Annotated in this window: 14 protein-coding genes and 2 pseudogenes; 5 read left to right on the top strand and 11 right to left on the bottom strand. The window is 57.4% G+C overall.

The window, feature by feature from the left end; translation table 11 throughout:
- The 5 genes from AC1RQI_RS06920 to AC1RQI_RS06900 form a co-directional block, all read right to left on the bottom strand.
- A partial coding sequence (locus AC1RQI_RS06920; RefSeq protein ID WP_481904163.1) for an IS630 family transposase occupies positions 1–467 on the bottom strand: 467 nt, incomplete at its 3' end.
- A gap of 199 nt (positions 468–666) precedes the next feature.
- Positions 667–1,980: a DotA/TraY family protein gene (locus AC1RQI_RS06915; RefSeq protein ID WP_481904162.1), complete on the bottom strand. Its 1,314-nt coding sequence runs from the start codon at positions 1,978–1,980 to the stop codon at positions 667–669.
- Entirely contained in the window at positions 1,901–2,845 is a 945-nt protein-coding gene (locus AC1RQI_RS06910; protein WP_481904161.1) for a hypothetical protein, read from the bottom strand. Before AC1RQI_RS06910 ends, AC1RQI_RS06915 begins: the two co-directional genes overlap by 80 nt.
- 73 nt (positions 2,846–2,918) lie before the next feature.
- The gene (locus AC1RQI_RS06905; protein WP_481904160.1) at positions 2,919–3,806 is read right to left on the bottom strand and encodes a metallophosphoesterase; all 888 of its coding nucleotides are present in this window, start codon (positions 3,804–3,806) and stop codon (positions 2,919–2,921) included.
- On the bottom strand, positions 3,799–4,710 hold the full coding sequence (locus tag AC1RQI_RS06900; protein ID WP_481904159.1) for a hypothetical protein: 912 nt from the start codon (positions 4,708–4,710) through the stop codon (positions 3,799–3,801). Before AC1RQI_RS06900 ends, AC1RQI_RS06905 begins: the two co-directional genes overlap by 8 nt.
- Positions 4,711–4,807: 97 nt before the next feature.
- Between AC1RQI_RS06900 and AC1RQI_RS06895 the strand changes: the two genes are divergently transcribed.
- A complete protein-coding gene (locus AC1RQI_RS06895) occupies positions 4,808–6,952 on the top strand; it encodes an AAA family ATPase (protein WP_481904158.1) in 2,145 nt (714 codons plus the stop codon).
- Here AC1RQI_RS06895 and AC1RQI_RS06890 read toward each other — a convergent pair.
- A complete protein-coding gene (locus AC1RQI_RS06890; RefSeq protein ID WP_481904157.1) occupies positions 6,918–8,561 on the bottom strand; it encodes a UvrD-helicase domain-containing protein in 1,644 nt (547 codons plus the stop codon). The genes AC1RQI_RS06895 and AC1RQI_RS06890 overlap by 35 nt on opposite strands.
- Positions 8,562–8,687: 126 nt before the next feature.
- On the opposite strand from AC1RQI_RS06890, the gene AC1RQI_RS06885 reads away from it, so the two are divergent.
- Positions 8,688–9,824 carry an ADP-ribosylglycohydrolase family protein gene (locus AC1RQI_RS06885; RefSeq protein WP_481904156.1) on the top strand — a complete coding sequence of 379 codons (1,137 nt, stop codon included), beginning with the start codon at positions 8,688–8,690 and terminating at the stop codon, positions 9,822–9,824.
- Between the two features lie 327 nt (positions 9,825–10,151).
- The gene (locus AC1RQI_RS06880) at positions 10,152–10,346 is read left to right on the top strand and encodes an antitoxin Xre/MbcA/ParS toxin-binding domain-containing protein (protein WP_481904155.1); all 195 of its coding nucleotides are present in this window, start codon (positions 10,152–10,154) and stop codon (positions 10,344–10,346) included.
- 87 nt (positions 10,347–10,433) lie between these two features.
- On the opposite strand, the gene AC1RQI_RS06875 is transcribed toward AC1RQI_RS06880, so the two are convergent.
- The 3 genes and pseudogenes from AC1RQI_RS06875 to AC1RQI_RS06865 form a co-directional block, all read right to left on the bottom strand.
- Positions 10,434–11,759: a hypothetical protein gene (locus tag AC1RQI_RS06875; RefSeq protein WP_481904154.1), complete on the bottom strand. Its 1,326-nt coding sequence runs from the start codon at positions 11,757–11,759 to the stop codon at positions 10,434–10,436.
- Between the two features lie 461 nt (positions 11,760–12,220).
- Positions 12,221–12,616, bottom strand: a pseudogene (locus AC1RQI_RS06870) (transposase); the annotation flags it as partial.
- Positions 12,617–12,943: 327 nt separating this feature from the next.
- On the bottom strand, positions 12,944–14,341 hold the full coding sequence (locus AC1RQI_RS06865; RefSeq protein ID WP_481904153.1) for an IS1380 family transposase: 1,398 nt from the start codon (positions 14,339–14,341) through the stop codon (positions 12,944–12,946).
- Positions 14,342–14,569: 228 nt separating this feature from the next.
- On the opposite strand from AC1RQI_RS06865, the pseudogene AC1RQI_RS06860 reads away from it, so the two are divergent.
- Together AC1RQI_RS06860 and AC1RQI_RS06855 are read left to right on the top strand one after the other, a co-directional pair.
- Positions 14,570–15,754: pseudogene (locus tag AC1RQI_RS06860) on the top strand (IS3 family transposase).
- A 321-nt stretch (positions 15,755–16,075) separates the two neighbouring features.
- On the top strand, positions 16,076–17,089 hold the full coding sequence (locus AC1RQI_RS06855) for a helix-turn-helix transcriptional regulator (RefSeq protein WP_481904152.1): 1,014 nt from the start codon (positions 16,076–16,078) through the stop codon (positions 17,087–17,089).
- Between the two features lie 53 nt (positions 17,090–17,142).
- Here the strand turns inward: AC1RQI_RS06855 and AC1RQI_RS06850 are convergent, their stop codons facing one another.
- Both AC1RQI_RS06850 and AC1RQI_RS06845 read right to left on the bottom strand, forming a co-directional pair.
- Positions 17,143–18,420, bottom strand: a complete 1,278-nt coding sequence (locus AC1RQI_RS06850) for a ComEA family DNA-binding protein (RefSeq protein ID WP_481904151.1) — start codon at positions 18,418–18,420, stop codon at positions 17,143–17,145.
- Between the two features lie 145 nt (positions 18,421–18,565).
- Positions 18,566–18,832: a DUF2442 domain-containing protein gene (locus tag AC1RQI_RS06845; RefSeq protein ID WP_481904150.1), complete on the bottom strand. Its 267-nt coding sequence runs from the start codon at positions 18,830–18,832 to the stop codon at positions 18,566–18,568.
- Position 18,833 lies beyond the last annotated feature (1 nt).

Raw genomic sequence — 18,833 nt, 5'->3', positions numbered from 1 at the left:
GGGAACGACTCTTCTTTCCACTGCTTCACCGCCTCCGGTTTCTGCTGATAAGCCCGATGAAGCGGTTTCTGTGGCGTCAGGCCAAGGTTGCGCAGCAGCCGCCCGACGGAGACCTCGCTGAGGTGGACGTTGAATTCACGACGAATCAGACTGCGGACCCGATCCCGGGTCCAGAGGGCAAACTCAAATTGCAACTGCAGCGGGCTGAAGCTTGTAATCATCGTATAAAGTCGGCGAATCTGGTCGCCGGTGAGTTTGCGTGGCCGACCAGAAATAGGCTTGGCCTTAAGCGCATCGAAACCGCCTTCGCGATAGGCCGCCAACCATTCGTAAATGCGTGCCCGGCTCATTCCGAGCGCTTTAATCACCGTTTCCGGGCTTTCACCCTCCTGGACTCGTTGAACGGCTCGAATCCGCAATTGTTCAAGCGTTTGGTGATCCAGTTTGCGGCCATCGGAATCGCGCATCGGTTCAACCGTTTCCTTTATCATTCAGTGAATAAAGGTTTATTATAAATCATGTTCGGCTACTTTTGAATCCCTTAGTATATTATTGCATACCATCCTGCATAAAACAACCGGCGTACTCACTACTCATCCAATTCGCCTTACAAGGTGGGTGGTTTTAGGTTTTTAGGGCGCCCCAAAAGGGGGCGCTCTTCATCACTTACTGATTATTGCCATTGAGCTGGTCTTTCGCGTCCTGCCTTCTCTTCTGGCGTCCCTGATCCGATGCCTCCGCTTTTCTGCTACCCGTTTGATTGACGCCAATGAAGGTCGAGCGGACGCCTTGTTCAGCGGACGCATCATTGTATGCCGGCATTTGACCAATCCAGGACATGGCGCGCTGGTTAAGTTCCATCATTTGGCTGAAGATCCGCAGCAGGATCTGGTATGCCGTGATGCCTATGATGCAGACTCCGGCCACCATACTGACAACCCCGAACATATATCCGTCTGTGGCATTCAGGAATCCGATTTCCATGAAGTCGATCAGGAAGTCCGATATCAAATCAACAATTTTGAGACCGATAACGAACCCGATAACCATCAGGGTCGGGTAAAGCAAGATTCCGAGAAGATGGACAAACCCTTGTCGTGCGGATTGAGGCGCGAGGGCCTGTTGCCCCATATCACCGACGAAGAGCACGCCCCAGACCGGGATTACAATGACAGCTTCGACTAGATAAATAAGCCAGGTAACAATCTGGGTCAACCACTGAATCATGATCATGGCTGGAAGGTAAAAGGCCAGAAACAAGCCTGGTATAATCAGTAGCTTGGACCATTCCAGGATCTCTTTAAACATATTCCATGCAGCACGCGTGAATGGGCCGCTTGTAATTTCGTACGTGAAAGCCTGAACAGTACTACCAGAGACATCTCGGACGCCGGCGGTTCCTGCGGTGCCGAGGTACTTGCCGAGATCTGCGATGCTATCGCTCCAAGTTTCTTTACTTTGGCGGACCTGCACGGTTGACTCCAAAGCCGCCGTCATAAAATGATCCGCAAACCACGAAGCTTCGGCAAACACCGTTATCGTGTGGCCGATGTTCATCAGACTGACAAGGATGTTGCCGTTATTGTTCAGAACAGCCATGGTTCCAGGGAAAAAGTAGTCTCTGAAAAGCGAATTGAAAAAGCGTGTCGCCGCGAAGTCATCCGCCGCATATTCGCCCCCCGACTCAGACAAGACATTCATTATCTTCCCGTGGAGGTTGTCTGTATGGCTGCGAAATTTCTGTCTCTTTTTCTCGGTTTCGTTCAAACCAGAAGCGTCTGCCACCTGGTAGGTCATCGGGTCATTTCTAAGCTTTTCCTCGACGGCTTTCTTGTACATTTTATAGCGTCTTTCCAGTCTGTTGCTGAGCGCTTCATCGCCGATCAGCATCGTGGAAATATCAGATGGGCGATAACTTGGCGGGACGGGCTTCATGGTGACGTTGACGGCTTCCGTGATGCGCTGGTCCGTGGCCGTCATTTGCAGCCAGTACAGACCAAGCACCGGCCACCCCCCCCAGGGGCAGTTCCACGGTTTTTAGGCGTTCGCAGTAATACAGCGTGAGTGCCTGGGCGTTCGGGTAATCCAACGATTCCAGATGGGGGCAGCGCAGGCTGGCTTCCCGCCAGTTACCTGTGATGATCAGGTGGCAGGAGGAAGGCTTTTCCTGACGCAGACTCAGGTAATGACCTGCCCCGGAGACCCGATTGAGGGCAGGTGCATCCACCACGTCCAGAACCGTGCTGGCGGCATTGCCCTGGATGGTGGTCAGCTCTGGGGCCCCCTGCACACAGACGCGCCCCGATGCATCGACCTCCAACTGCGTTAGACCCTCCATTCCAAGCAGGAGCCAATCGCCGCCTTCCCGTAGATGAAGGGTCTCGGTGGCATCCTCCCGATCGCCAACGACAATCATCAGCCCATCCCCCGGGGTTAGCCCATCAACCTCGACGGGGGTAACCACCCGCACGCGCTGCCAGGGCAGCTGTGAAGGCTCGCGTTCCATGTAAAAACGGACCGATTGCCAGTCACCATCAATCTGCCCCACCGACCCTTCAATATGCAGGCCCTGTGGCGGCTTTTGCCCGGCCAGATGCAGAACCGCACCGCGGTCAGAGGCAGGAAGATCCAGGCGTGTGAGGCTTCGCAGCCCATCAATCATCAGGTGCAACGGCGAGCCAGGGGCTTTCTCCGTGATCTGGAGTGTCTCTAGCGCTGGCGCCTGGATGAGGTCGAGCGCCTGTAGCTGTGCATGGCCGAGTCTCAGCTCGACTTCCGATGAATCCTTAATGCGCAGACCGCCGGTGGCATCCGGCGTGATGGGGGTGTGCTTCTCTTCGCTCATGGGCACCTCCTGATGGGTACCCATTGTGAGCGGATAGAGCGACAGATTATGTCGCGCTGGTTATCAGCTTCACTCAGACGCCGACAAAGTGGCTTTCGGCAAGAGGCTCACCCGGTGTGTGACGATACGCCACGAGCCGACCGCCGTAGGCCGCCGCGTAATCCACACACACCTGGTTGGACTCCTGCAGAATCGGGGTTCCGGTCAGGGCATAGTGCCCAAAGAACACCGGCGGTGCGTCGGCCGAGTAATACCGATGCTCTTCCAGCGCGGGTGGTACGCTCTCCCGGTGAATGTGCGCCGCACCGGGCCGCCACCAGCCGACCCTCTCCCGGTCGGTGAGATAACCGGCAGGATCAGGGGTGCTTCGCCACGTATGCGCGCAACCGGCAACGGTCAGGTCCAAAGCGAAATACAGATCGGAGCCGGTGGCCCGGTACCCGGCGAGTGCTGTGTCGTCCAGACGGTTATTGGAGTGCGTTTTCAGCACCTTAATAGACTCATCGTCCCAACAGGCGTGCACCACCCGAAACTTGGGTTCATCAATCACCAACGGCTGCTCGCGGAGCCACTGGAACAGGGTCACCAATTCCTCGGGATCCGTCGCAAACGCCTGAGCCAGTGGGCGGCGACTCGTCCGCCTCGCGGTAGCCTGTAGGAACGCCTCAGGCTCACCAGCGTGATCCGCCGCCTCGTGAATCCAGTTCAGTTCGTGATTCCCCAGAACCATCCGTGCCTGACCCGCCTGAACCATACGCTGGACCAGTTTCAGAACACCGCCCGGTTCCGGGCCTTTGTTGATCAGGTCCCCAACAAACACGGCCTGGCGGCTCTCATGCCCCCAAATGCCCTCAGTCTGCCGGTAGCCCAGTGCCCGCAACAGGGTCACGAGCTGACCCTTCTTACCGTGGACATCACCGATCACATCAATGCCTTTCGCACTATTTTTCAGCTCAGCCATAGGCCCCTCTCCCCGTTCCAAGTGCAAGATCCATGAGCCCGGCACGGAGTCCGTCGAGGCTCCCACCTGGGCCCGGCTTGTGACACATCATCATAAGCTCCCTGTATGGCAGACGCGCACGATCCAGCAGCTTCAGGCGCACGGCCGGTGGTAGAGGCTCCCCCAGGATCTCCGGGTTCTGGACTAAGAGATCCACACCAAAATCCATAAGAACCTGCGCAAGCAGCGTCTGGCTCTGGGGATCGATTTCCCAGAGTTTCGCCAGCCGGGGCGCCAGCGCCTCGTGGATCATTTGAACCCAGAGCGATTTAAGGCTGCCAAAAGGCGGTATGTCACGCCGCCCCCGCTTCTTACCCTCCTGAAGCCTCTGGAGAAAGGCTGCCAGAACATCCCGAAGCAACGGGTCCATCACCTCATGTCTGGTGTGCGTAATCGCGACTTCGAGAACCGCCGCAAACCGCTTCGGATCACACACCGCTTGCTCCACCAGCACGATCCGATAGGTGCGCGCAGCGGTAACCCGGTCCTGACACTGTACCCAAAGGTAAAGATCCAGGCTGTACCAGACCCAGCTGGCCACCTGCGGCAGCTTCCACTCCCAGCGTTCATCCCAGGTCCTCAGTGCAAAGCGGGCGCACCGCGCGCAACTGCGGGCTCGTGGCCACCGCCGGGCGGCCTGTATAAAGCACCGATTGCGCCACAGTCGCTGGGCATCCTCGCCGCCCTCGGCCATTGCCACAAGCCGCCTTAAACCGCCGACCACATCCCGACCTTCCAGCTGGCGGATTGAGGCAAGTTCGGCAGAAAGCGAAACCGGTCCGCTACCGACAGCGTGCGGATGGTGCCCATACCGCCTGCTTAGCACCGGCCCCTCCGAAACGGACTGAATTCTGGTGAATGACATACCCCCTCCTGATGCTGTTCAGGTTACGCCCACTGGACGACACAGAATGTCGCAAGGCCGGTTTAAGGTAGTTTTCTCAGCCGCAACAGGAGGGTTTATGAAGTGGAGCGATCTACGCACTACCGGTACAGCGCCGGTCGTTACCGAGACCACCTCGGACGAGCATGACCTTGTCACCGTTCTGATCTGTCAGGCACTGATCCACGCTGATGGGGACAGCACTGACTTCGATGACTTGAAAGAGATTCTGGACGGGATCTGGAATGGCCCCGCCTCGCCACTGGCGCAGCGGGTGGACACCAATGCGGTGATCAAAGACACCGTGGCGATCCGCAAGCCGCTGCGCGAGATCCGGGATCGGATTCTGGAGACCCATGAAGGCGAGCCCGAGCTTCCCTTCCGCCCGATTCTAGATACACTCAGCGACCGCCTGAACCTGAACCCAGTGGAATACGAGCTGCTGTTCGTTTCCATTCTCATCGCCCGTAATGAACGCCTACGGGAGGTACTCAGCGAAGTCCAGGTCCATCAGTTCCAGAGCGGCGTCCGGACACTGAGCAAATGGCTGGGCCTGCGCCCCAACCAGGTTGCGGCGGCGCTGAATAACAGTGCGACGCTGGTGCACCTGCAACTGCTGAGCGAACCCACGGGTATATTCGACCTTGGTGATGTGCTGGCACCCGGCAAACTTCTTGACCGGCTGCTATGGCAGCTGGGGGAGGATACCGAACAGGAGGAGCTTCTGCTTCATACCCTGCTGACCTCTCTGTGCCCTCTGGCACCGGAAACGGAATTCGAGCTGAGCGACTTCCGCCATCATGCGGATCTTCAACTGACCATGGATTACCTGCGCCACCATAACGAGCGTGGCGCGAACATTTTGCTCTATGGGCCGCCAGGAACGGGTAAAACGGAGCTGGCACGTATGCTGGCCAAGGCGCTTGGTCGGCGGCTCTACGAAGTGCCCACACAGACCCGGCACGGCCACCCGATCACTGGGAACGAACGGATGCATTCCGCACAACTGGCGCAGATCTTTCTCTCAGATCACCCCAACGCCTTGATCGTGTTCGACGAGATGGAGGACGCGTTCCGGAGCGAAAAGGATCTTGCCAAAGCCTGGCTGAACCAGCACCTGGAGAACAATCCGGTGCCCACCATCTGGATCAGCAACCAGATCCGGCATGTAGACCCTGCGTTTTTACGGCGTTTTGACTTGGTGCAGGAGATCAAACCGGAAAGTACCCAGCTCTCCAGAGATCGTCTCAACGCGGTGACAGAGGATCTGCCAGTATCCCGCCAGTGGCTCGATACCGTGGTCACCCGCCCCTGGGCGACGCCGGCACTGCTGCGCAACCTGAATGAACTCGGGCGGCTGCTGCCGCCGGGCAAATGGCGCCGTAACGAGAAGCGGCTGGAGCAGGCACTGACCCAGAAGCTCAAAGCTCTGGGCGAGTCCCCAGCGCTTGGAACCAGAACGGCAGCCGGAGAGGTCTCGCCTCTGCGTGAAGGTGTTCCAGACTTCGAGCTGGCCTGGCTGAACACGCGCCCTTCCCTGCGCACCATGAACGGGTTTCTGAGCAAAACCACGGAGGCGCGGGTCTGCCTCCATGGCCCTCCGGGTACCGGGAAGACGGCTTTCGCACGCCATCTGGCAGAGCAACTTGGCAAACCCTTCAAGCTGATTGCCGGCAGTGATCTGCTGTCGCCGCTGGTGGGTGAAAGCGAGAAAGCGGTTGCAGGGCTGTTTAAGGAAGCGGAGGAGACTGGCGCAGTCCTGCTGTTGGACGAAGCGGATTCCTTCCTCACATCGCGCAGCCAGCACCGCCATTCATGGGAGAGCACCCTGACCAATGAGCTTATGGTCCAACTCGATCGATTCCGGGGCATTGTGATGATCACGACCAACCGGTTTGAACAGTTGGACCGGGCCATTATGCGCCGGTTCCACCTGAAGGTGGCCTTCGATGCTCTCCGGCGGGACCAGGTGATTTCCATGCTCAAGGCAAGCGTGAAGGACCCGGAGGCCATTGACCGAGCGGAGCCGGAAACCCTTTCCGCACTGAGCGAGCTCACTCCCGGCCTTGTGGTCAGCGCCATCGAGCAGCTGAACCTCAGAGGTCTGCCCCTGCGGGCACGCCATCTGCTCCCTATCGCTCTCCAGGAGCAGCGGGCTCAGAGCACGGAAACCACCCAGCCGATCGGGTTCACGGCACGGCTTTCCGGAACACCTGGAGACTGACGGTGGCGCGAGTGGCACCGACATACCAGACGTCGTCGCGGTTCGCGAAAGCGCTGGTATCCATGTCCACCATAAGGACATAGGGAGATTGGAGTCCTTTGAAGGCGTTGATGGTGGAGGTATTGGCCCTGTGCTTGGGCCGTGCCTCCCCCAGCGCCCTGATCCCCGCGCTTTTCTCAGGTCGGTAGGGGCTGAGGACAGTAATCTGGCTGTCCTCGATGCCACGCTCCCTGAGCCGATCCCAGGCCGCGAGCAGTTGTTCCGCCTGCTCATCCGCGCTTTTCCAGGCGTGCTCTGTCACCGGTATTCCCGATGAAGGCAGATCCTCTGCAGGCAGACTGGCGGCCTCAAATCGCTCATTGAGCCACTGGGCAATCTCTCGGGCATTGCGGCAGTTGTAGCTCAGGTGGAAGGGGTAGGCCGGCATCTGAGCGAAGATGTCGGTGGGCAGCTCAAAGTCTCGCCCATAAAGATTCTGGGAGGGATCCGCGAAGAGACAGACATTCGGGGCTTCGGTAAGGGCCTCAGCCAGAGTCAGCAGCCACATGGGGGCGAAGTCCTGCGCCTCATCCACCACCAGCGCGTTATAGTTGGTGCCATCGCGCTGTAGCGCCTCTTCCAGCATTTCCGGCACCCGGTTCTCGTAGAAGTCGGGCTGTTCAGCCGGATCCTCCGGAACGGGCCAGGTACCGCCAGTTCTCTCGATCAGAGCACGAGCGAAATCGTGGAAGGTGGCCACGGTCAGCGACTGCGGGTGGTTCTCCAGAGCGTCACCTAGCCCCGAGCGCAGTGATTCGCCAAGGTTCTGGTTGAAGCACAGCACCAGTACACGCTTACCTTCATCCAGAAGATCCTGGGCCTTCTGGCGGGCAAGCAGGGTCTTTCCGGTACCCGCCCCGCCAGTGATGGTCAGCTGAGGGACGAAGCGCAGCAGCTCCAGCGCCCATTTCTGCTGGTTGGACAACTGCACCAGCCGATCCTCAATCCAATCGATATCCGAACCTGGACTGGGCACAAGCTGGAAACTGGGGTTCAGGACCTTGGTAACAAGCCGAGTCTGCTCCATGGCGGAGATGGGCAGAGCATCCTGGTTCGGCCAGCGCTTGAACTGGCGGATGAGGGCGTCCCGATCCAGTGTCGCTAAATCGTGGCGGTCCATGAGATCCATGTGTTCAAGGCCCGGTGGCAACGCAACTCCACTCGCCTCGGTTTCCGGAAAAACCAGGTTGCGCCCGGTTGGCAGCCGGAACGACTCCCCCATCGGCTTGCGCCAGTGCTGGTGCAGTGAGGCAATGGCTTTGTTGAGCTGGAGCGTAGGGTCCTTGATCCGGTGTGTGCCCTGAGCGTTGGTGGAGTACCAGCTGTTGTTCTCAAAATGAACGCCACCGCCTTTAACCTCCCAGACCAGAAGGCCGTAGCTGGGATGGAACAGAACGAAATCCGCCTCACCCCGGCGCAATCCATCGGAGCGGTAATTAAGCAGAGGCATGCTGTAGTAGACCTGCAAGCCTGGAAAATCGAGTGCACGCAGTGTCTCCAGAACTCGGTGCTCGCCCCGGGGCAGCGTCTCCAGGTCAATGTTTTCCAGCGGGGGGATCAGTTTGGCCATTAGACCTCCTTGCAAGAAACTTGTTGGAGCGTAGCACAGGGGGGGAGGGTAGTGATCCGCATACGACACGATCCGTCGCACTCAAGACTTAGACTGTTGGTCATACTCGACTGCAGGAGAACCCTTATGCCAGATACTTCCCTAGACCTAGACCTCCAGAACCGCTTTCGTGGCTGCCTGTTGGCAGGTGCTGCCGGTGACGCTCTGGGGGCGCCGCTAGAGTTTATGACGCTCAACCAGATCCAGGCCAACTACGGTAGAGGCGGGCTGGGTGAGATGATCCCGGCCTACGGGCGGGTGGGTGCCATAACGGACGACACCCAGATGACGCTTTTTTCTGCGGAGGGTCTGCTGAGGGGGTATGTACGCGGCGCATCGCGGGGCGTGGCGTTTCTTCCAAGCATGGTGGATGCAGCCTACCAACGCTGGCTGCTGACCCAGGGTAAGAGGAATAACGCAGTCCCCTCCCCCCTGACCTCAGGGAAGGCAGAATGGCTCTTTAACCACGAGGAACTCCACCAGTGTCGAGCCCCGGGTAATACCTGTCTCACAGCACTTTGCAACAAGACCTTCTACGGCGAGGTGGCGGACAATTACAGCAAGGGATGCGGTGGCGTGATGCGGGTGGCCCCGGCCGCCCTGTTTCACATCCACGCGGGCATAGTGCCGGACGCGGCCTGGAAAGCGTTCGCCACCGGCCAGGAGCTGGCCGAACTTACACATGGCCATGTTACCGGCAAACTCACCGCAGGCACCCTCGCAGCGATCATCGCCGCCATTCTGGAAGGGGAGGATGTTCAGCACGCCATCACACGGGCTGGTGAGCTCTGCCAGCAGCGTGAGGGGTACGAGGAAACAACCCACGCCATTGACCAGGCCGTGGCTCTGGCCAATACGCTGACACCCATCAACGAAGCCATCCGAACACTCGGCGCTGGTTGGGTGGCCGAGGAAGCCCTGGCCATAGCCCTTTACTGCTGCCTCAAAGCCACAACGCTGGAGCAGGCCATTGTATGGGCCGCCAACCACGGTGGTGACTCTGACTCCACAGCCGCAATCGCGGGCAATATCATGGGCGCACTCCAAGGGATGGACGCCACCCCGCAACGCTGGCTCGAACAGCTGGAACTGCGAGAGGTTCTCACTGAACTGGCGGATGACCTGCTGGAATTTCCAGGTTGGCCGGTGGATGACATGCCGGCGACAGATGCCGAATGGGAAAATGAGAGGGAGCGGATCCTGGCGAAGTATCCTGGATGCTGAAACCAGCTTTTTTGACCGAACTAGCCCGCCATCTCACTGGGCGTCTAACGGCAAATGCGATCTTGGAGGTTACGGCAAATGATTGAACACGAGCATCACGGTCACCGCAGCCTCTGGGGAACTTTTGAGGTGGACCCATCATCCTGGATTCAAGGGGAGAGACCCAATCTCGACCCTACCGAACCCCGGTTGTCAGATTGAAGTTATCCGCAACCTCCTCGGTAAAGGTCTGTACCAGGAAACCCTTGCTCGGTCATTAAGATTACCAGTCGACGCCCTCTCCCACACCCAGCTTAGAGGCGGTCTGAAGCCCGTTCGCAAGAACATTTGCTGCGCCTCCTATATATTCTCTCCTGGGCCAATGAGCTTTTTGAAGGGGATTTGGAGGCAGCAATTAGTTGGGCTCAGTCACCCATTAAAGCATTGAATGGTGGATTGCCAGTGAGCATGGCCGTATCTGCAGATGACACGGAAAGGATTCGCTGTGTTATCGCTCGTATTGAGCACGGTATTCTGCAGTAAGAGCCAGCAATAGGTAATGCAGCGTCTTGAGACTAAAAAGCCCCGACCTAAGCCAGGGCTTTTCGCCATTGGTCTTTGCTCTCAGGGTTACTCGGTTCGTGAACTACTGAAGAACCGGTAGGTGTCCCCGATGGACTGCTCAAAGCTTTCTTCCTGGGCTACCTCAATCGTTCCCGCAACCGACAGTAGATTCGCATAGAGCGGATTCTCATGCAGGGTTACCGTGGCTGACTTAGTACTAGCATTGGCCTCAACATCGGTGTATGCCGACTCCTCCGGAATTTCGAGAACTGGGTTCTGTGCATCAACACCACTAACCGCATGGTTCTGCCGGTAGACTTCGCCACTATCAAGGACCCAGAATTTCTGGAAACTGGTCTGGTTGATCGCACTTGTGTCATTGGGCAATGCCCCCAGCTCGATCTGTTGGTCATCAAAGCTGACATCACCAACCTCAGAAGCTGGTGTTACCGTGACATCGGCCGTATTGGCGTCAGAGGCAAGAACCTTGTGGGTCGTCACTGTCTTGCGAGAGGTCGCCACTTCCGTGCTTGTTGCGCTGAACGTCATTCCCTGGTCTACCTCCGGCTCTTCCATCCGCTCCAATGTGCCGCTTGTTCCCAAATCAGAACCTGAATTAGCCGTTTCCATATCCATATTAATAGCTTGATTGTTATTAACCGGCCCGCTCAAGCGTACGCTATTGACGGGTTGGTCTGTGTTCCAGTTCAGGTTCAAATAATCTTGGTCCACGGTGATGTCATAAGTCTCACCGTTTTCAACAGTATCGATGGTCTTGATCCCGTAGAAACGTTCACCACCTTGGAAACCTTCAGCAACAATCACTCGATTGTCTGTACCCTCAAAGGGATTCAACGCTACCGGCTCATTGGTTGCATCCACCTCGGTAGCGGGAACCAAAAATTTAGTTGCGTCGTAATCGGTTTCGTTCGTGATATTAATGCTGAAGGTTCGGTCTTGTTCACATGCACCACCCCTATCAACAAGGCCAATGACCTCGCCCCCTTCAACCTTGCTGTCTGGATAATGGTAACTCCCAGCACCATTGGAGAAGCCAACTTCAATACCGATGTAGCCGTTGTCCGGCATCTCACTGATTGAGGCACGTCCCTTTGAATCCGTTGTCGCAGTGCCCTGAAGATTGCCGCTCGCGTCATGATAGGTTACCAGTTGATCCGCTGCGTAACAGGCGCCATCCATCAGGAAAAACTGCATGTGGTCATCCGCAACATCGACCAGATTACCGCCATTGTTAACTGGATCATTGACTTCGGGTGTCTCATCACCCGAATCTGAGTCACCGTCACTACTACCGCCGCAGCCAGCTGTCAAAGTCAGCAACGCAAGCGCCATGAACCATTCACTTTTTGTCGTCCGTATTTCCGTCAACACTACTTCGAACTCCTTTTTACTTCCAAATGCATGTAATCAATGCAGCCTCCCCTGTACTAGGTGCTTCTGAGGACCCACTCCTCAACACCTCTCCCAGTATACGAAAACCGAACCCTCTACCAGGTCGGCAATCAAGCTGCTCCAGTAATCTTCTAAGCTGGCGATAAGGCGGCATGAATCTATCTGCCTGAACAACTTGAAAGACTCGCAAGCTCTTGCTGGCAGTTCTAATAATTCAAGTTGCCATCACCGGTGACGGACTATAGTCGACTTAACTGGAGCTTGCCAAACAACTGCTCAAGACAAGGCGCGCCTGCCAATAAACTCTCACCACATGGTCAGCACTGAGCGAAGGCGCTGCGTGCTGCCGATAGCCTACCAACCTGCCGCTTCAGCCTGCCTCCTTTCTTGTGGATCTCACCACCGAAATGTGAATTAAATTCTGCAATTTTCAGCGCTTACCGGTGTCTGGTCACGTAATTCAGCGCGCTGTGGCGATGCTCGCTGTTGTACCAACGCACGAACGCCAACACCCAGTCCCGGGCCTGCTCGATTGCTGTAAAGCCGTTTGTCGGGAACCCCGGGCGGAACTTCAGAGTTTTGAACAGCGACTCCGAGTAGGCATTGTCATTGCTCTCTCTGGGGCGGCTTTTCGAAGGCGTAATGCCCAAGTCGTACAGTTTCTCCAGGAAGGTCGACGCCTTCATGGGGCTGCCATTGTCCGAGTGCAGCACCAGCGGTTTTCCCTTCGTTGCCAGGCGCTCACGCCAACAAGCCTTTTCGATGAACTCGCTGGCAAGCTCTCCGGTTTCGCTGTCGTAGACCTCATGGCCAACAATCTTGCGGCTGTACACATCCAGCAGGAATCGTTGATGCGCGACTACCTTTAACTGCAACGCCAACCACCCCAATAAGCCCGCCTCTGTGCGGGCTTTTAGCTTTACAACCAGCCCCTTACCATTTTCTAGCCCGGATGTTTCATAAACTGCCCGAGCACGCATTCAACTCTTTCCACCAGGCATCCATTCTGCCCAAATATGAGAATCATTATTAATAAGCGAGTTGATGTCGCTTTGATATCTTCCAACCACTCGCCTGGATTGTTTGTTATTTGATCAATCCCAGGAGTGAGACGAGCGAAGGCCTCCCGAAGGATCAGGATAACGGCAAGCGCCCAGGGTTGCTCAACTGCTGTTTAACGGGGGCCGGGGCAGGCGGTATAACCGTTCGGTGATGGTTTGCAGGAGGTCCTTGACCGGGCAGCTGCTGGGCAGGTGGAGCTTGACGCGGTCTTTGTATTGCACCACCCGCACGGCCAGCTTGAACAGCTTGATGATCACTGTCGAGGGCTGGACCCGGGCCAGTTCAGTACCTTGCAACAATTCCGAGCGCAACGCGTGATGCAGCACATAGGCGGCGCAGGAGAAAAACAGGCGCATGTGGTTGGCCGCAAAGCGGCAATCCGAGGTGCGATCGCTGGCCAGATCGTTTTTCATCATTTTGATGAAATTCTCGTCCTGGCCGCGGGCGCAATACAGCTCGGTGTACAGGATCTCCGGCGTCGGCCCTTCCAGGGATGTGACGACGAAGCGGGGGTTTTCGCCGAGCGCCATGGTTTCAGATTTCAGCACGGTGCGAAAAGCCTGCGGCCAGGAGCGGGCCTGATAGTCCAGCTCGTGGAAGGTGCGTGAGCGGTGCGGCGGCTGCTGTTCGGCGAGGCGGGCATTGTGGCAGCGGGTATCGTGCAACCGACAGGTGCGCTCCAGGTGTGGCGCGGCCAGTGTTTTCAGACGGCTGTTGCCGGCCAAGCCGAACAGAAAATCCGTATACGGATCGTCGAGCGCCAGCTGCATCAACTCCACGTTGGCAAAATGGGCATCACCGCGCAGCAGGATACGAGTCTCGGGCCAGTGCTCGCGCAGGCGCTTGAGTACCCGCTTGATGATCATGGCATTCTCGGCGCCCCTGGGCCGCTTGCCAGGGCGCAGCGCGGCGGTGATGAACTTGCCCGACAGGCCTTCAAACAGAAACAGGGGCAGGTAACAATGGCTCTGGTAGTGATGGTTATAAAACGCCAGTTCCTGTTGGCCGTGAGTCCGGTCTTCGGAGTGATCCATGTCCAGCACGATCATCTCTGGAGGCTTGGCGTAGCTGGCCACAAACTGCTCTACAAAGGCCTTGGCCATACGGTAGAGGTCGCTGTTATTGGCAGCATTTTCCAGCCGTGAAAAGGTCGGTGCACTGGCCAAATCCTGGTCAGCCTCAAGCGGCAGACGTTCAGCGCCGAGCTTGAACACCGGGTCACGGCGCAAGGCATTCGCATCGTTGGCATCGGCGTAGCCGCAGGCAATCTGGAAGATGCGCTGGGTCAGCAGATCCTCCATTGAATGACCAATGTAGGAGGCGTGACGGCGGTCGTCCATGGCCTGGGACAGTCGATGAGTCAGGCCGATTTGCTGGTTAACCCCTCGCAGCAGCAGGGGACCGAAGTCGGATGACAACGCCCCGCCCTCGAAATCGGCTCTTACGGTAAAGCCGGCAAAGGGAGGAAAGCGCAGTTGAGTTGGGATAGAATTGGACATTGGCGAACCTTGTTTAGCTTCTTCCGAAGCGTTATTGGCGTAACTCCCATTATATCAATGGGTTGAACAAGGTTCGCCTTTTTTTATGAATATTTCGGGCTAGATTCCTTGGCTGCCAGTTTTATATAGCCTCTGTAAACCTCCGGGCAGTCACTTAAGCAAATCGCAGGATTGGAGTTGACCCGCTTTGGTGGACATCCGATCCTTTGAAAACAACGGGAGGAGAGGATGCCACAAAGCAGACCCCCATATCCGCTGGAGTTCCGGCAACAGATGATCGATCTGGTTCGTAGTAGGCGCAGCCCTGCGAAACTGGCTCAGGAGTTTGAACCCTCGGCCCAGACCATTACCAACTGGGTGGCACAAGCCGACCGTGACGCTGGCGTTCGCCATGACGGCGCCACCAGCGCTGAACAGGAAGAACTACGCCGGCTTCGCCAGGAGAAGAAGCGCCTGCGTGAAGAACGCGAGATCCTGTCAAAGGCCGCGGCCTAGTTCGCTCGGGAGACCGATACCGTGCCACCGATATCTTCTGGTTCGTCGAAGTGAATCGGGCCGTTCACAGCGTTGCCACCATGTGCCGTGTGCTGGGCGTCTCCCTCAGCGGTTACTATGCGTGGCGCCAACGTGGGTCATCCCAACGCCGGCGCACCGACGAAGTACTCAGGGTCCGGCTCTAGGCCTTGCACCGGCGTTCAGGCGGCACCTATGGGGCGCCCCGGCTTCATGCCGACCTAAAGGATGAGCACTGGCGCATTGGCCGCAAACGCGTTGCCCGGCTGATGCGCGAAGCCGACATCCAGGGCGTGAGCCGGCGCAAGGGCATCTTCACCACGGTGCGTGATGAGTGCCGCCGGGGTGAGCCGGATCTGGTTGAGCGCGACTTCTCAGCCGATGCGCCTGACGAGTTCTATGTGGCTGATATCACCTACATCCCGACCTGGAGCGAGTTCCTGTACCTGGCCATTGTTCTGGATGTCTTCAGCCGCCGAGTCGTTGGCTGGGCCATGGCCACCCACATGAAAACCGAACCGGTGCTTGATGCGCTGGAGATGGCGCTATGGCAACGCCAGCCGAAAGACATGATCCATCACAGCGATCAAGGTTGTCAGTATACGTCGATTGCCCTCGGGCACCTTGCCGGGAACACGGCGTGCGCCCCTCGACGGGCTCAGTCGGTGATTGCTTCGATAACGCGATGGCGGAGAGCTTTCCGCCACCCTTGAATGCGAACTGCTGGATCGGCGCCAGTTCCGCAATCCGACCGAGGCGCGACTGGAGGTGTTCCGGTTCATCGAAGGCTGGTATAACCAACACCGTCGCCATTCAGCCATCGGGCAGATGTCACCGGTAAGCTACGAGCGCAAGCATGCTGAACATGCCCATGAACTCAAATCGGAACCTGTCCACTGAAACGTTAACTCCAGGAGAATCTATTGGGGATGTCGCGACAACTGGCTCTGTCAGCGCCCACATAAGCGACGAGGGTCCGGTAACCAAGATGGAATCGATTTTGGAGAGCCGAAACCGGGAAGCGGTCATTGCGTTGCGTCCGTTAAGCGCGATTCTGGCCACTACGATGTTGTCCTGCCCCCCTCTATTGATTACTGCTTTTTGTCTTAGCCCTAAACCTGATCTCCCTATCAGGTCCTTTTCCCCGACAGCAGCTGTCGTCGAAGGGGTTCAACATCTACACTCTATACGGTTTTCAGCCACCAATTTAAGAGTCCGTCCATGGCCGACACCAGCATCCGTTACCTGACCATGCTTCGGATGATCCCACGCTACCCGCAGGTGGTCACCACATCCAAGCTGGCGGAGGATCTGGCAGAACATGGGTTTGAGCTCACACTACGTTCAATTCAGCGAGATCTGGAGAAACTTTCCGCCCACTTTCCACTGATGGTGGATGAGTCCTCGCGCCCTTACGCCTGGTCCTATAACGCCTCGGCTGCCGCCAGCATGATTCCGGCACTGGACATGCCTGCAGCCCTGACGCTGGAGCTGGCACGCGCCTATCTTGCTCCGGTTCTTCCACAACGGGCGCTGGAACATCTTCAGCCTCACTTCCGGGAAGCACAGGAGACCCTGGGACGGCGAGACAATCCTCTTGGCCGGTGGCCGGAGCGGGTCCGTGTTATCAATCGTGGCCTGATGACGCGACGGCCGGAGGTAAATGGCGAGGTGCTGGAGACCGTCACGGAAGCACTGCTTAAAGACCTTCAGTGCGAGCTGGTCTACAAAGCCCGCTCCTGGCCGGAAGCGGAAACGGTCCGAGTCCATCCATACGGCCTCATCTTCCGAGACCCCAATGTTTATCTGATCGGAACGATGGATGGGCGGGAAGGAATCCGGCAGCTCGCTCTGCACCGAGCCAGTAGCAGCACCCTTCTGGATGACGCTGTTGATCGCCCGAAGGATTTTGACCTGGATCAATACATCCATTCGGGCGCCATGGGTCAGCCATTCCACCACACTCCCATTCAACTGCACCTGCGTTGCGACAAGGAATTCATGCTCCATCTGGCCGAGTCGCCTATGAGCCTCGACCAGGAGACGTTCAACGAAACGGATGATAGCTTTGAGCTCACGGCCACGGTGAGCGATACACAGGATCTCAGATGGTGGCTGGTCGCACAGGCCAGCCACCTGGACATTCTCGCGCCGGAGTACCTACGCGGGGAAACGATGAAGATTCTGGAGGCATCATTGCAGCGCCAGAAAGCGGTGAGTACGAAAGCAATTTAATTTCAGCCGGCCAGAGGCAGCTGGGTTTGTCCTTGGTGGAGCACGCGCTTACCTCACCCGAGACGTACATGGACCTCAATATCCGCGAGGCGTTTCGCCCCGATGCCATCAATTGAGCGCAGTTGGCTCAGATCGGTAACCGGACGCATCGCGATAACCTCCTCTGCCCTTTCGGGACCCAGATGCGGCACTTCCTGCAATTCCTCAAAAGAGGCGGTGTTCAGATCAATAGCGGCATTCCCGGAAAAGCGTTGTGGGGCGCCATATTCGGGGGCCGACGCCTGCATATCTCTTGCTTCTTCCCCGTTACCGGCAGACGAAACCTCAGGTTCCTGAAACCGGATACCAGCGAAATCGCCATAGACCTGTAGCAACTGCTCCTGCAATTCCGTTCGTTCACCCAGAGCCAGGGCTAACTCGTCAGCCTGGAGGATGGCTTCTGCTTTTGTGTGCTGATCGCCGGATTCTCCTAACGCAGTCGCAAGTGCCGCCATGAACAAACGGGGATCACCGGCTTTGGGATCGGCAGCATTTTCCCGGGCGCTTTCCAGGCGTTCTGCGACTGGATCCAGATATTCCGCCGTACTCGCCAGCAGTGGCCATTCCTGACTTTGAGTAACACGACCCTCACTGCTTTTGAGCGTCTCACTCAGACGCTGGCCCTGCCCCCAACCGACCAGAATCAGAACGATACCGGCAACCTGGTCCTGAGAAGACCACTCATCGATCCATGGAGTGGTTTTCCCGCTGCCTTCCAACAACCGTCGGCGCAATTGGCCGTTCCGAAAACGGCGCTTGAGGACGGCCCAGGCATAGGGCATAGCCAGGGCCAGGCGGTAAACCATATCGCCCAGCCAAGCTGCGAGCTGGAACACCAGCACGAGTAGCTGAACCAGTAGTTTGAGCGCCATCGCCGCGCCCACAAACAGCATGTAAATCCCCTGGAGGTATGCGGCGTTTTTGCCACGGACCTGAACCCCAGCGACTTTTGCTGACGAACGGTTGGGGTTGATCCAGTTGAAGGAGCCCAGCGCGTTGCGCGTACTGACGGTTGCGCCGGTTTTGGAGACATTCAGCTTGGTAGGCCCGCTGCCGTAACGCCCCCGCAGCACAAACCGCCCGTTCTGGAGCGCAACCTGGGTGTTTTGCAGTGGCGTACTTGAAACACGAAAACCCTGGCTGGTATTGGCCGTGACATTGACCCCGGCTGCCTCAGCCTGTGCTCTGAGTGCCACACCCCCAGTGCGGCTGGCACGCAGGAAGCGACCATGGTGCTCAATGCGGCGTTGGCGACCGTACTCATCTTTGTTTCCAAAATTGAAGAATCTCATGGCCCATGCGCCTCAGTCGTCTTTGTGGTCACTGTGACCTAACAGTTGGCGCTGTATATTCTCGCACAATGCATTCGCTGGTGGCGCAGCGCGTGTATGGGCTGGCGGCCGGTCGCGCTGGCTTGAAGGCGCGTAGCGCCGCTGGTTACGTGTTGCCAGCGACATTCGGGTAGCGTTCGGGATGCTCGATGATCTCTTCCGTCAGGTCTACATCGAGGTCTGGCCAGTGAAAGTGACAGGGTGCCAGTTCCTCAACATTAAGAATTGCCCGAATAGGCTGCTCCTTAAACCAGGGGAAATCAGCGTAGGGCATAAAAAGCTCATGATCGTGAGCAAGAAGCCATACGCCATGAGAGGCAATGTTCGTCACTTCAACGTCCGACGTGTTGGAGCCAAGCGCTGGCAAGCTCACC

Source organism: Salicola sp. AFF1 (assembly GCF_056783195.1).
Note: the sequence above shows the minus strand (reverse complement) of the source record. Positions and strands in the feature narration are given on the sequence as shown.